Source organism: Marinomonas atlantica (assembly GCF_001639725.1).
Lineage (GTDB): Bacteria > Pseudomonadota > Gammaproteobacteria > Pseudomonadales > Marinomonadaceae > Marinomonas > Marinomonas atlantica.
In genome coordinates, this window is sequence record NZ_LTAW01000006.1 from 216,854 (window position 1) to 231,165 (window position 14,312).

A 14,312-nucleotide genomic window follows, 5' to 3' on the forward strand; every position below is an offset into this window, starting at 1 on the left:
TCCTCATGCTTTACGCTGCACCAGAGAAATTTTCTAAACGCTCTTCCTCTACCGCATGACAAGCAATCAAATGCGCATCAGCATTATTGCGCAACGCAGGGGTTTCTTTGCGGCAGCGCTCGTTTGCGTATTGGCACCGACCATGAAAGGCACATCCGCTCGGTGGGTTCAATGGTGAGGGTAATTCCCCTTGCAGTTTGATGCGTTGACGACGTTTATCACTGGAAAGCTGCGGCGTACTGGACAACAGCGCTTGAGTATAAGGGTGCTTAGGATTAGTAAAGACGTCTTCACTTTTACCGTGTTCGACGACTTTACCAAGATACATCACCATCACTTCATCGGCGATGTGCTCGACGACTGAAAGATCATGAGAAATAAACACATAGCTCAAACCAAACTCTTGCTGTAGATCCATCATCAAATTCAGCACCTGCGCTTGCACCGATACATCCAAAGCCGAAACTGGTTCGTCTGCAACAATGATTTCAGGGTCCAGCATCAAACCACGAGCAATCGCAATACGCTGTCGCTGACCGCCAGAAAACATATGGGGATAGCGATCATAATGCTCGGTTTTCAAGCCCACTTTTGCCATCATAGCCAAGGCTTTTGCTTTGCGCTCGGCTTTATTTAGTTGAGTATTGATCACCAATGGCTCTTCTAGGATTGAACCAATTTTCTTACGTGGATTCAGCGAGCCATACGGGTTTTGAAAGATGATTTGAATTTTCTGACGCAGCTCTTTTTGCTGCTCTTTGGAAAGCGACAGCAGATCCTCGCCAAGAAAATTCAACTGACCTTCGGTCGGTGTTTCAATCATGGTCAACATTCGCCCTAGAGTGGACTTACCACAACCTGACTCCCCCACGACAGCTAGGGTTTTACCTCTGTCCAAAGTAAAGCTTACGCCATCTACCGCCTTAACTGTCGCCTCTGGCTTGAATAAACCTTGTTTGACGTGATAATGCTGCTTCAAGTTATGGGCATTTAACACTAATTCTTGGCTCATGCGGCAGGTCTCCCCATTGTGTCTAACGGTGTATGGCATTTCACTTGACGCTCCAGCGGACCTTGGTTGTCCGGCACCACATTTCGACAATGGTCTGTTGCGTAAGGACAACGAGGGCTTAACAAGCACCCTTTTGGTCGATCATATTGCCCTGGAACTACGCCAGGCAACGCCTCAAGGCGCGCTTTGCCAGCAGCCGACTCAGGTAGAGATGCCAACAAAGCCTGCGTATAAGGGTGCTTAGGTGTCGAAAACACCTCACTGGCTGGACCACTTTCTACAATCTGACCGGCATACATCACAATAACCCGGTGAGCCACTTCAGCGACCAATGCTAAGTCATGTGTAATCAGCACTAGTCCCATCTGTTTTTGCTTTTGTAAATCAATCAGCAAGTCAATAATTTGTGCTTGAATGGTCACGTCTAATGCCGTGGTCGGCTCATCGGCAATCAGCAATTTAGGGTTACAACCAATCGCAATCGCGATCATCACTCGCTGACTCATACCGCCCGATAACTGATGAGGATACGCACTGAGTCGAGACTCTGGCGCCGGAATCCCCACCAAATTGAGCAGCTCAATAGCACGCGTTTTAAGCTCTTTTTTAGTACCGCCTTGATGAGTTTTTAACGCTTCAATAATCTGGTAACCCACGGTGTAGCAAGGATTTAAACTGGTCATTGGGTCTTGGAAAATCATCGCGATATCCGAGCCGGTAATCTTGCGACGTTGCGTTTCTGGCATAGACAGTAAATCTTGTTCCATAAAGCTCAGCTCATCGGCCGACACTTTACCGGGATAATCAATTAACCCCATCAAAGACAATGAACTGACACTTTTACCAGAGCCGGATTCACCAACAATGCCCAGAACCTCACCTTCGTTCACGGTATAACTGATCTGATCCACTGCACGAAACTGACCAAACGTGACTGATAAATTTTCTAACTTAAGTAATGACATTTGGGCTCCTACTGCTTCAATTTCGGATCAAGGGCATCACGCAGGCCGTCACCCATAAGATTAAACGCCAGCACCGTTAACAAGATCATCAGACCAGGAAAGGTCACAACCCACCAAGCACGCTGTACGAATTGCAAAGCATCCGCCAACATACTGCCCCACTCCGGCGTCGGGGGTTGTGCACCTAAACCAAGGAAGCCTAAAGCGGCCATATCCAAAATAGCCGTCGAGAAGCCCAGTGTCGCTTGCACGATCAACGGCGCGACACAGTTGGGTAAAATACAAACAAACATTAGTCGTAATGGGCTCGCGCCAATGACTCTTGATGAGGTTACATAATCGCGCGACATTTCTGCCATGGTTGCCGCACGTGTGAGGCGAACATAATGCGGTAGTGAGACAATCGAAATGGCTAACGCCGCATTCACAATACTGGGGCCTAAGATGGCCACAATCGCGATGGCTAACAACAAACTTGGCATTGCCAACATAATGTCTACAACACGCATAATGATCGTATCGACAACGCCTTTGCAGTAGCCCGCCACCAAACCCATCAAGATGCCAATCATCAAAGACGCGGTCACAGCGACTAAACCAACCGAGAGCGACAAACGTGCGCCATGAATAATCCGAGACAGAATATCACGCCCAACATCGTCCGTACCGAGGAAGTACGCCCAATTACCACCGTCCATCCAAGCCGGTGGTAACAACAAAGCATCACGGGCTTGATCTGACGGAGAATGCGGCGCAACAATGTCCGCAAACAGCGCCATAAAACATACGATTAGAATGAATACTAGGCCTGTAACAGCGCCTTTATTGCCTTTAAAATAATGCCAAAACTCTTGCAGTGGTGTTCTTGGCACAGGTGCCTGTAACGTTTCAGTTGTCATAATTGCACCCTCCTTATCGGCTGTGTCGTATACGTGGATTAACAATACCGTAAGCAACATCGACCAATAGGTTGACCACGATTATGATGCTCGCGACGATCAAAATACCGCCTTGTACCACTGGGTAATCACGGCGTCCGATAGACTCGATTAGCCACTTCCCAATGCCCGGCCATGCAAATACGGTTTCTGTTAAGATCGCGCCTGATAACAAGATACCGACCTGTAAACCAATCACGGTAATCACGGGGATGAGCGCATTGCGTAACGCATGAATGATGATCACGCGCCAAGGGGCAATGCCTTTGGCACGCGCGGTGCGAATGTAATCCTCACTCAACACCTCTAGCATTGAAGAGCGTGTCATTCGAGCAATTACCGCCATGGGAATGGTGCCCAATACAATACTTGGCAGAATCAAGTGTGAAATAGCTGAAGACAAGGCTCCGACTTCGCCCGATAAAATAGAGTCAATCAACATAAAGCCGGTCACATCATCGATCCAATACACCACATCAATGCGTCCAGATACTGGTGTCCATCCTAAGTTCACCGAGAAGATCAACATCAACAACAGAGCCCACCAGAAAATCGGCATCGAATAACCGGTTAGGGAAAAAGTCATGACCGAGTGATCAAACAAAGTACCACGTTTTACGGCAGCGATGATGCCTGCCGGTAGACCGATAAAAATGGCAAACATAGCGGCACAAAACGCCAACTCAATGGTTGCCGGGAAGAGTGTCAAAAACTCACTAAGGACGGGTTCTTTGGTTACGAGTGAATTACCGAGGTCACCCTGTAGTACACCGCTTACGTAATTAAAGTACTGCACATAAAGTGGTTGATCAAAACCAAGTTGTGCACTGAGTTCAGCATGACGCTCTGCACTGACGCCGCGCTCACCAGCCATAACCTCAATCGGGTCACCGGGAATCAAACGAATCAGTGTAAACGTCAGCAAAGTGATCCCGATAAACGTCGGAATCACTAAACTTAATCGTCGAAAAATAAACTGGAACATAAGTGACTAGCTCTCTAGTTAGATATGAACGGCGCAGGCCTTTTAGGCCTGCCCGATCAACAGGACTTGCATTCGCTTCCACGCTATACAAACCCTGTTTTGAGCGCATCGCGCCTATAGATAATTACTTCTCAAGACTTACGTTGTAGAAGTAATGACCACCTAATGGGTCAATTTTGTAGCCTTTTACTTCGTTACGAATAGGCTCGTACACCACAGAATGGGCCACAGTTACCCAAGGTGCTTCGCGCTTAAATACCTGCTGCGCTTCTTCGTAATACTTAGTTCGCTCGGCTTTGTCAGACGTTTGCTTGGCATCCAACAAAAGATTATCAAATTCTTCGTCACACCATTGCGCACGGTTTGACCCACCTACCGCATCACATCCAAGCAACACATATAGGAAGTTATCTGGGTCACCGTTATCACCCGTCCAACCTAGCAACACTGTATCGTGCTCACCTTTCTTAGAACGGTTTAGATATTCACCCCATTCATACGAGACAATCTCAGCATCAACGCCAACTTTCTTCCAATCTTCTTGAATGATCTCTGCCATACGACGGGCGTTTGGATTATAAGGACGCTGCACAGGCATGGCCCAAATATTGGTTTTAAAGCCATCTTCATAGCCCGCTTCTTTTAACAACGCTTTGGCTTTTACCGGATCGTATGAGTAGTCTTTAACATTATCGTTGTAAGACCACATTGTTGGTGGGATTGGGTTTTTAGCCACTTTGCCTGCGCCTTGGAACACCGCATCAATAATGGCGTCTTTGTTGGTCGCAAGACTCAAGGCTTGACGAACTTTGGTGTCCGTAAACGGTGCTTTTTGCGTATTAAACGCTAGGTAACCTACGTTTAGACCTTCTTGATGCATCAGGTTGATGTCACTGTCTGCTTCCATTTGTTCAAGGTCAGCAGGATTCGGGTACGGCATCACATGACATTCACCGGCTTTCAGTTTGGCATAACGCACCGAGGCATCCGGGGTAATCGAGAACACAAGACGATCAATCTCGGCACGGCCTTTCCAGTAATCATCAAACGCGGTGTAACGAATCAAAGAGTCTTTTTGGTATTGAACCTTCTGGAATGGCCCCGTACCCACTGGGTTAATATCCAACTGCTCAGGCGTACCTTTGTCCATCAAATAGTCCGCTTGCTCGGCTGAGAAAACCGAAGCGAAGTCCATTGCTAAATTGGCAACAAACGGTGCTTCTGGCTGGTTCAACACAAACTTCACGGTGTAATCGTCGACTTTAACAATGTCTTTGATTAAGTCAGGCATTCCCATGCCATTAAAGTATTCGTATGAACCACCTGATACGCTGTGGTAAGGATGGTTTTTGTCCCACTGACGAGCAAAGGTAAAAATCACATCGTCCGCGTTAAAGTCGCGGCTTGGTTTAAAGTCTTTAGCGCTATGGAATTTCACGCCTTTACGCAAATGGAAAGTGTATTCAAGGCCATCCTCGGACACATCATAGCTTTCTGCTAAGCCAGGCTCAGTTTCTGTGGTTCCCAACTTGAATTCAACAAGACGATTAAACATATTTTTTGAACTGGCATCGAAGGTCGTGCCGGCTGTGTAAAATGATGGGTTGAAGCCTTCCGGACTACCTTCGGAACAATAAACCAGTGTTGAAGCAGCCTGAGCAGACGTCGATATCGCGCCCGCAGCCATCAAAGCAAGAGGTAAAGCGGCTAACCGTTTTTTCATCGTAACTCTCCATTTAGCGTAATTATTTTCACTCATTTTGAGCATGTCATCGGTGTAATCTGGACACACAAAGTGAAGCGTTTCTTTTGTGAAGATGTAGGTTGGGGAGACTGGCTATGCGGTTTAAAAGCGGCCCCGTTCAAAGGCTCTTTCGAACGAGGCGGCGACTCCTCTTCCTTGAGGCCCCCTACACGTTTAAGCAAACTCTGTAAAAAGTGCGCAAAAACAGCGTAACTGAAGAGTACTGAACGGTGTTTAATTGACCAATCGAAATAACGACATGCTCTATACACTATATGTATAGAGCTTACAGAAATGAAAAAAAGAACATAAAAATCATAAGGTTAATAAAATTAAAACGAAGTATTTTTTAATCGATGTGATAAAAGTTAAATCATACCTTTCTCTATAGCGTATTTTGTAAGGCCTGCTGTAGTTTGAATTTTTAATTTTGTCTTTAAATTATAACGGTGTGTTTCTACTGTTCGGACGCTGATGTTAAGTCGTCTAGCGACCTCTTTATTCGCATAGCCAGAAGCTAACTCCACTAGGACATCGGTTTCGCGCTTGGTCAACTCTTCGCTGGATTCAAGGGCTTCTGACTCCGGTGAGGTGAACAGTGATTTAGAAGCGCCTGCACTAAAGTAGGTTCCTCCCTGATGTACAGTATCAATCGCAGTAATCAGCTCAGTGACAGAAACATCTTTCAGAACATAACCACTTGCTCCGGAATGTACTAAAGGCAGAATATACTCACGATCGTTATGCATACTCAGCATTAAAACTTTTACATTTGGCTGCTCAGCATGAAAACGTTTGGCTGCTTCAAGCCCTCCTAGAACAGGCATTGATACGTCCATTAATACAACATCGGGCAATAGATCATGTGCCTTCGTCAAGGCTTCTTCACCGTTATTAGCCATACCGACTATTTGAATGTTTGACTCTAGCGCCAAGCGTGCCATCAAACCATCTAGCACGAGCAAATGGTCATCCACTAAAAGCACTTTGATGACAGGTTTATTCGTTGAAGTCGTCATGGTTATTTATCTACCGCTGCTAGATTTACTGGAATACTCGCCATTACTTTTGTGCCTTCCCCCATTATAGAATGAAGCTCAAATACACCTTCCACCAATTCCAAGCGCTCACGCATATTGATTAAGCCGATCCCATTCTGGCTTTCTTCTTGATTAAAACCATAACCATCATCGTAGCACTTAAATTGTAAATGCCCTTTTTTGATCGAGATTTTCAAGGACACATGAGTTGCCTTCGCATGCTTCTCAATGTTGCTTAAACACTCTTGAGTAATACGGTACAACGTGATTTCGACTTCTTCAGGCAGCTTGTCTAAATTGGGAGTTGCTTCGTATTCAGTGGAGATATTAGTTCGCTCTGAGAATTGTTCCAACAACCCTTTTAAGGCTGTCTGCAACCCTAAATCATCCAACAGTGTTGGACGTAAGTTATGCGAAATTAAGCGAACTTCTTGTATGGTTTGATCAATAACACGCTCTGCTTCGACCAAGTCTTGTTCGATGGTTTCCACTTGCACGCCTTTTTTCAGCTTATTGGTTACCAGTTCCACTCGAAACTTACTCGATACAAGCAACTGATTAATGCCATCATGCAATTCACGAGAAAACTGCCGGCGCTCACTAATTTGCATGCGAATGAAGCGTTTAATCAAAGATTTAAGACGCGCATCTGCTAAGCGATGTTCATGTAAATTAATAAATAATCCTAACAACACAACCAACAAAACAGTGAAACCTAAAATAAATAACACTGTGAATAAGCTATTGGTTATATTCTGATTAATCTTGCTTTGCGTGGTTTTTAGATCCTGGTATATATCATCAAAATACAGCCCAGTTCCCATCATCCAGTTCCAGCGTTCAATCAAAACAACATAACTCATTTTGTCTTCTTGCTGCATCAATGGCGGCTTTTCCCAGATGTAACGGTGAAAACCTCCACCAGAGTTGGCAGCTTCTAGTAGTCCTTGTATCAAGTAGTTACCTTCTCGATCTTGAAAATCAAGCAAGTTTTGGTCGACGAAATCTGGTTGGGTTGGATGGACGAGATTAACCCCCTCCTGCGTGTAAGCAAAAAAATAGCCATCCTCGCTGTAGTTTAATTGGGTCAGTATTTCTCGAACACGATACTGTGCTTCCATGTCACTTATATCTGGATTATTTAAGGTCGGACGCAGAGCAGACATAGCGATTTCCACATGGTCTTTAAGCGCTTGTTTGCGCGTTTCTACCATACGCTGCTCGTACACGGCCAACTCTTGGTGCGTTAAAGAACGCGCGTAGGTTAGCCCTAAGTAAGTAATAACCGCAGTAACGCCAAGTAAGGGCAGTACGGTTAACATCATAATCTTGCTTTTAAGATTCACAAGGAAGCCCATTTGTTATTATTTTTTGTGCTTTAGAGCAACATTTAATAAGGGAGAACACTGTTCTCCCTTATTATCTTTCTATGCCTTTTATTGCTTTGGGATTAACCCATACCATAAAACTCTGGCATGATTAGTATGCTTACTAATACTAAAACCTGGATCAGAATGAAAGGAATAACACCTCGATAGATATCCATCGTACGCACAGACGACGGCGCCACACCCTTTAGATAAAATAAACTAAAACCAAATGGTGGCGTCAAGAAAGAAGTCTGTAGATTCATGGCAATTAGAATAGCAAACCAAACCATGTTAATACCAAGCGCTTCAGCAACAGGCGCTAGAATTGGCACAATGATAAAGGCAATCTCAACAAAATCGATAAAAAAGCCAAGCACCATAATGGCCAGCATAGATAGAATTATGAAGCCCCATTTTTCACCTGGAAGACTTAACAAAACCTCCTCTACAATGTAATCACCGCCCGTATAACTAAAGGCCATAGAGAATGCTGTTGCACCCATCAAAATGGCAAATACCATAGCCGTGACTTTTACTGTTTCTAACGCACTGTCATAGACCATCTTCCAGCTGAACTGACGATAAATAAGTGCCAAAAAGACAGCACCAACACCACCCAAGGCTGACGATTCAGTCGGTGTCGCAATCCCTGAAAAGATCGACCCCAAAACAATCAACACCAAAGCCAATGGCGGTACAATGGCTTTCAGTGCATCACGAATCTGCTGTGAGCGCGTTCCTAGAGACTCATCATAGGGTATAGCGGGCGCCATCTCAGGTTTAAGCCAAGTCACAATAACAATAAAGATAATGTAGCAAGCAATTAAAATAAAACCGGGGCCCAGTGCTGCATGAAATAGATCACCCACGGGAATACCTAAGACATCCCCCAAAATAATTAAAATAATAGATGGCGGAATGATTTGTCCTAGCGTCCCTGAAGCACAAATGGTGCCGCATGCCAGTGACTTGCTGTATTTGTATTTCATCATAACAGGCAGCGAGATCAGTCCCATAGCAACCACGCTGGCCCCTACCACACCAGTTGAGGCCGCTAACAAAGCCCCTACTAGAATCGTCGAAATAGCTAAGCCACCTCGCACACTACCGAAGAGCTTCCCCATGGCTTCAAGTAATTGCTCTGCTAAACGCGTTTTTTGAAGCACAATGCCCATAAAAATAAACAGGGGCACAGCCATCATTACCGTATTTTCCATATAACTTTGTATACGAAACGGCATAAACGCAAACATATCCCAACCTTCTGCGAATACGCCGAAAATCAGAGCAACACCACCAAATGTAAAAGCGACAGGAAAGCCGAATAACAGCATGCCTAACGCCACAAAAAACATAATAATACCGATCATAATATAGCCTGCTTAAGTTCTAATGCTGAGGTGACTGCTCGTCAAAGCCTTTGTCTGACGTACCACGTATCGCGTTCACACACCTTAAGATCATGCCAACACCACTCACCGCCATAGAAAAGAAAGCAACGGGAATGACAGACTTAATAATCCAACGAGCAGGCAGGCCACCAGGGTCACCACTGGTTTCACCTAATTCATAAGCTTCTTTAGCAAAATCAATACCATACCAGCCAACCAGTAGCGTAAATGGCATAAGAAAGATGAGCGTTCCAATCAGGTCGATCCATGCTTTATTACGAATGGACAATCGCTCATAGAATAAATCTACTCGCACATGACCACCGGTTTGCAGACCAAATGGAATACCTAAAAGGAAAATAGCAGAGTACAGATGCCACTCAAGCTCCTGCATCCCAATGGAGACATCATTAAACGCATAGCGCATAAGAACGTCGTAGAAAACGTTAATCAGTAGCAAAATCAGGAGAAGTGCTGAAATTTTGCCCAGCAATAGAGAGTAACGCCCTAATGTCTTTTCAAGTTGAACCAAAAACATAGAAAGAGCCTCGGAATAGACACAAAATAGCGAAGAAAGAATGGACGCTGCTCTAAACTATTAGAGCAGCGTTGTTAGATATGACCTATTAATCGAAACAAACAGATTAGTCGGCAAGGTTATCCAAGCTGTCTAAATAGGCGCGATCAGAAATATTGGTCCAAACACGGACTTTTTCCATGTACTCAGCTTGAGAATCAAGAATCTCTTTCGCTAATGGATCTTCTGCTGCCTTTTCAGCCAATAAAGACTCATTGGCGTCATACATAGCTTTCATAACACTGCTAGGAAATGATTTAACTTCGATATTTGGAAACTCTTGCTTCATCTTCGCCCAGTTTTCAGCACTTTCATGGTACGACTGGATATACATGTCGTAAGACGACAGTTTCATAGATGTGCGCAAGATCGTACGTAGATCATCCGGCAACTTCTTCCAAGTTCGCTCATTGACTAGGAATTGCAGCTCGGTAGCTGGTTCATGCCACCCAGTGTAGTAGTAAGGTGCAATTTTGTGGAAACCCATGCGTAGATCAAGAGAAGGGCCAACCCATTCTAAAGCATCAATAGTGCGTCGCTCTAAGGCTGTAAACAATTCACCTGAAGGAATGTTGGTTGGTTTCGCCCCTAGCTTAGCCATGACTTCTCCCGCGAATCCGGGAATCCGCATTTTAAGGCCTTTCAAATCTTCCACGGAGTTGATCTCTTTCTGAAACCATCCCCCCATCTGATTACCCGTGTTACCACCTGGGAAAGAACGTAAGCCAAACTTGCTGTAAACCTTATCTGATAATGCCTGTCCACCGCCGTAATAGAACCAACCATATTGTTCTGGTGTCGTCATACCAAATGGCATAGTCGTGAAATACAGAGTATTAGGGACTTTACCTTTCCAGTAATAAGACGCTGAATGACCTAAATCGTATTGACCAGAACGCACCATATCAAATACACCAAACGGTGCTTTATGTTTGTTTGCAGAGTCAATTGTGATTTTAAGTCGACCGTCTGACATTTCTTCTGCCAGACGCGCCATCTCACGAGGTGCGTCACCAAATATTGGGAAGTTGGCGTTCCAAGTTTCCGCCATTTTTAAGCGATATACTTTGCCATCAGCTGCCATCGTGTACGATGCAGAAAGGCTTGTCATAGTGATTGCAGCGACTGCCACAACTTTCGATAGGTTTTGCAATTTCATTGTTATTTTCCTGCCTGTGGTTATTTTTATGGCACTGTGCTTAAGCACTTTTTTTATAGTGTCTGAAAAACAACCAACAGCTCTATTCGTATAAATACCTACCCTCTAAGTATTACTACTTAAAAACCAACAGTTGAGACATTCTAAGAAACATCTGAGCTGATAATTAAAAACAACAAAAAATCACTAAAACCCTGATTTAAAATGATTTATTTTAGGAGAAATAACTTAATCTGAAGAATTATCAGAATAAATAAGAGAGAATATTTAATCAGGAAATTTTATATTTACGACTCCTCAAAGCAGGGCACGGCTTCTAAATCATTTATAGATAGCACTACTCACCAAGCTACTGCAGCCCAATCTAATCAATAAACCCCACCATTTTTTGACCTAGAGCGGTGTTTGTCCAATTTTCGTGCTAATTTGGTTTCGACAAAAAACAGGGCTGGTTATACTGCGCCACTGAAACATCTCAACTGGCCTATTTTGGATCGAGGAAAATCATAGTGAGTTCGCTGATCAAAACTTTTAGTCGCAAACTGTTCACTCTAATGAGTATCGCTGGTGTTGCCGCGTTGATGAGTTCAACAGTGAACGCAATCGGACAAAGCCCTGAAGACATTGCGGCTCGCGTTGCACCTATTGGAAGCGTGTGTATCTCTGGCGAGGAGTGTGAAGTATCATCTGCTGCCGCTTTAGCTGCCAACGAAGGCCCTCGTTCAGGAGAAGCCGTTTACAACCAATTTTGTACTGCATGTCACTCTGTGGGCGTGGCGGGTGCACCGAAGTTTGGCAATGCTGGTGATTGGGCACCGCGTGTTGCAAAAGGCTTTGATTCAATGATGAGTAATGCCATCAATGGTATCAAAGCCATGCCACCTCGAGGTACGTGTACCACATGTACAGATGATGAGATCCAAGGTGCGATTGAGTACATGGTCGACAACAGCCAATAAGTCTGCGGTTTAATACGAAAAATGGAGGCCGTGGCCTCCATTTTTATGTGAGCGTATCAAATACTTCTATGAATTAAGCATGGCTTTCAGTGCTGACAACGAGGCTTTACCCTGCTCTTTCTTCTGGGCGGCACTTTCATCGCCTCGACCTTCCCAAACTAAATCTTCCTCTGGTAGCTCATCCAAGAAACGGCTAGGTAAACAATCTATTTCTTCACCATATTGACGACGTTTAGATGCCATGGTGATACACAAGCTACTTTTGGCGCGCGTAATTCCCACATACGCCAAACGACGCTCTTCTTCAATATCATCGTTTTCTATGCTATTGCGATGTGGCAGTAGCTCTTCTTCGCAACCTATCAAAAACACGTGTGGGTACTCCAAGCCTTTAGACGCATGCAGCGTCAGTAACTGAACTTTGTCTTCGTCCTCTTCCTCCTCTTGACGTTCCAGCATATCAATAAGCAGTAGCTTGGAAATGGCATGATCCAGACCGGCATCTTCGTCTTCTTCCCAAGCAGACTCCATCATGCGCTGAATCGATTCGATTAAGAAACGTACGTTTTCAATACGGCGCTCTGCGGCTTTCGGCGACCCCGCTTGTTCCTGCAACCAACCAAAGTAATCCATATCATGAATCATTTGCTCTATGACAGGGACTGGCGAGCCTTTATGCAAACTCTGACGTAAGCGTTGAATCCAAGAATCAAACTCCCTTAAGCTGCGCAATGGATTCCCTGTCACGGTTTCATCTAGCGCTTTATCACCCGCCGCCTCAAACAAGCTCACATGCAATTGATTGGCGAGATTTCCCACTTTCTCGAGCGTGGCAGGTCCGATTTCTCGGCGTGGCAAATTGATCACACGTAAAAACGCATTGTCATCGGCAGGGTTCACCAACAAACGCAGATAGCCCATTAAATCTTTAATCTCTGCACGAGAAAAAAACGACGTACCGCCGTTCATTTTATAAGGAATACGATACGCCTGCAGTTTGATTTCCAGAAGTCGGGCTTGATGATTGCCTCGATAGAGAATGGCAAAATCTTTGTAGGGAATATTGTGGCGTAAATGACGCGACTGTATCTCCGCGGCCACACGCTCAGACTCCGAGTCTTCATTGCGCGTTACCATCACCCGAATGGGATCTCCAATCCCCAGGTCGGACCAAAGAGCCTTGTCATACACGTGAGGATTATTGGCGATCAAGGTATTGGCCGCTTTCAAGATGGTTCGCGTAGAGCGGTAGTTCTGCTCCAGCTTAACCAGTTTCAAGTTCGGATAATCGATTGATAATTGCTCTAGATTTTCTGGACGAGCACCACGCCATGCATAGATCGACTGATCATCGTCCCCTACTAACGTAAAACAACGACGAAAACCCGCCAACTGACGAATCATTTCGTATTGGCTGGCGTTGGTATCTTGACACTCATCAACCAACAAATAGCGCACTTTTTTCTGCCATTTATCACGCAAAGGCTCGTCTGAAATCAGTAAACTGACTGGCAGTAAAATCAGATCATCAAAGTCCACCGCATTGTAAGCGCGAATGTAGCGTTGGTACTGACCATACACTTGTGCCGCCAATTGAAGCTCTTCAGTGTCGGCTTGGGTAAGGGCTTCTTGCGGTGGGATCAGATCATTCTTCCAATTGGAAATCGTATGCTGACAATAGTTTGCCGCATCCAATTGACCGTTGAACTCTTTATCGAGAATTTCTTTAACCAGTGCCAAGGCATCTTGCGCATCAAACAGCGTAAAACCTTCTTTAAGTCCTGCCTTTCGATACTCCTTGCGCAGAATATTCAGACCTAGGTTATGGAAGGTTGAAATACTGAGGCCTCGACTTTCCTCTTTACTCAACATACTCACAACTCGCTCTTTCATTTCGCGCGCGGCTTTATTGGTAAAAGTTACCGCCACGATGCTGTTGGCTTTGAAGCCACACGTCTGAATCAAATAGGCGATTTTGGTGGTGATTACGCTGGTTTTACCTGAGCCAGCCCCGGCTAGCACCAACAGTGGCCCATCAATTTGCTTAACTGCCTCGAGCTGGCGCTCATTTAAGGTTCGCATGCGTTGGCTGATTGAAGGAAGAGACTGACTCATGAGTGGACACCAGTAATTCGTAAATAGGTGGCTATTCTACACCAGTCAGTTCTTTCG

At 44.9% G+C, this 14,312-nt stretch carries 12 protein-coding genes; 1 reads left to right on the plus strand and 11 read right to left on the minus strand.

Translation table 11 applies throughout. The features are described 5' to 3' along the window. Positions 1–10 precede the first annotated feature (10 nt). From AYW75_RS12765 to AYW75_RS12810, 10 genes are all read right to left on the minus strand, one after another. Complete coding sequence (locus AYW75_RS12765; protein ID WP_067100003.1) at positions 11–1,012, minus strand: peptide ABC transporter ATP-binding protein; 1,002 nt, start codon at positions 1,010–1,012, stop codon at positions 11–13. Further along, positions 1,009–1,977 (minus strand): dipeptide ABC transporter ATP-binding protein, encoded by a 969-nt coding sequence (dppD, locus tag AYW75_RS12770; protein WP_067100005.1) that lies wholly within the window; start codon positions 1,975–1,977, stop codon positions 1,009–1,011. The genes AYW75_RS12765 and dppD overlap by 4 nt, the downstream gene beginning before the upstream one ends. Positions 1,978–1,985: 8 nt before the next feature. Further along, positions 1,986–2,876, minus strand: coding sequence for a dipeptide ABC transporter permease DppC (gene dppC / locus AYW75_RS12775; RefSeq protein WP_067100007.1), 891 nt, complete (start codon positions 2,874–2,876; stop codon positions 1,986–1,988). A 13-nt stretch (positions 2,877–2,889) separates the two neighbouring features. Beyond that, entirely contained in the window at positions 2,890–3,900 is a 1,011-nt protein-coding gene (locus AYW75_RS12780) for an ABC transporter permease subunit (RefSeq protein WP_067100009.1), read from the minus strand. A gap of 124 nt (positions 3,901–4,024) precedes the next feature. After that, entirely contained in the window at positions 4,025–5,623 is a 1,599-nt protein-coding gene (locus tag AYW75_RS12785; RefSeq protein WP_067100010.1) for an ABC transporter substrate-binding protein, read from the minus strand. Between the two features lie 389 nt (positions 5,624–6,012). Next, entirely contained in the window at positions 6,013–6,663 is a 651-nt protein-coding gene (locus AYW75_RS12790; RefSeq protein WP_067100014.1) for a response regulator transcription factor, read from the minus strand. A 2-nt stretch (positions 6,664–6,665) separates the two neighbouring features. Continuing rightward, positions 6,666–8,009, minus strand: a complete 1,344-nt coding sequence (locus AYW75_RS12795; protein WP_231886208.1) for a cache domain-containing protein — start codon at positions 8,007–8,009, stop codon at positions 6,666–6,668. A gap of 125 nt (positions 8,010–8,134) precedes the next feature. Beyond that, the gene (locus tag AYW75_RS12800; protein WP_067100016.1) at positions 8,135–9,424 is read right to left on the minus strand and encodes a TRAP transporter large permease; all 1,290 of its coding nucleotides are present in this window, start codon (positions 9,422–9,424) and stop codon (positions 8,135–8,137) included. A gap of 19 nt (positions 9,425–9,443) precedes the next feature. Next, entirely contained in the window at positions 9,444–9,983 is a 540-nt protein-coding gene (locus AYW75_RS12805; protein WP_067100018.1) for a TRAP transporter small permease subunit, read from the minus strand. A 106-nt stretch (positions 9,984–10,089) separates the two neighbouring features. Then, positions 10,090–11,181: a TRAP transporter substrate-binding protein gene (locus AYW75_RS12810; protein WP_067100021.1), complete on the minus strand. Its 1,092-nt coding sequence runs from the start codon at positions 11,179–11,181 to the stop codon at positions 10,090–10,092. A 509-nt stretch (positions 11,182–11,690) separates the two neighbouring features. On the opposite strand from AYW75_RS12810, the gene AYW75_RS12815 reads away from it, so the two are divergent. Beyond that, positions 11,691–12,140 (plus strand): c-type cytochrome, encoded by a 450-nt coding sequence (locus AYW75_RS12815; RefSeq protein WP_231886209.1) that lies wholly within the window; start codon positions 11,691–11,693, stop codon positions 12,138–12,140. 66 nt (positions 12,141–12,206) lie between these two features. On the opposite strand, the gene rep is transcribed toward AYW75_RS12815, so the two are convergent. Further along, positions 12,207–14,255, minus strand: a complete 2,049-nt coding sequence (rep, locus tag AYW75_RS12820) for a DNA helicase Rep (protein WP_067100023.1) — start codon at positions 14,253–14,255, stop codon at positions 12,207–12,209. Between the last annotated feature and the right edge of the window lie 57 nt (positions 14,256–14,312).

Excerpts from the sequence above, each read along its gene's own strand:
- rep (WP_067100023.1), bottom strand. The coding sequence starts at position 14,255 with ATGAGTCAGTCTCTTCCTTCAATCAGCCAACGCATGCGAACCTTAAAT.
- AYW75_RS12800 (WP_067100016.1), bottom strand. The coding sequence starts at position 9,424 with ATGATCGGTATTATTATGTTTTTTGTGGCGTTAGGCATGCTGTTATTC.
- AYW75_RS12795 (WP_231886208.1), bottom strand. The coding sequence starts at position 8,009 with ATGATGTTAACCGTACTGCCCTTACTTGGCGTTACTGCGGTTATTACT.
- AYW75_RS12810 (WP_067100021.1), bottom strand. The coding sequence starts at position 11,181 with ATGAAATTGCAAAACCTATCGAAAGTTGTGGCAGTCGCTGCAATCACT.
- AYW75_RS12780 (WP_067100009.1), bottom strand. The coding sequence starts at position 3,900 with ATGTTCCAGTTTATTTTTCGACGATTAAGTTTAGTGATTCCGACGTTT.
- AYW75_RS12790 (WP_067100014.1), bottom strand. The coding sequence starts at position 6,663 with ATGACGACTTCAACGAATAAACCTGTCATCAAAGTGCTTTTAGTGGAT.
- AYW75_RS12765 (WP_067100003.1), bottom strand. The coding sequence starts at position 1,012 with ATGAGCCAAGAATTAGTGTTAAATGCCCATAACTTGAAGCAGCATTAT.
- dppC (WP_067100007.1), bottom strand. The coding sequence starts at position 2,876 with ATGACAACTGAAACGTTACAGGCACCTGTGCCAAGAACACCACTGCAA.
- AYW75_RS12805 (WP_067100018.1), bottom strand. The coding sequence starts at position 9,983 with ATGTTTTTGGTTCAACTTGAAAAGACATTAGGGCGTTACTCTCTATTG.
- dppD (WP_067100005.1), bottom strand. The coding sequence starts at position 1,977 with ATGTCATTACTTAAGTTAGAAAATTTATCAGTCACGTTTGGTCAGTTT.
- AYW75_RS12785 (WP_067100010.1), bottom strand. The coding sequence starts at position 5,623 with ATGAAAAAACGGTTAGCCGCTTTACCTCTTGCTTTGATGGCTGCGGGC.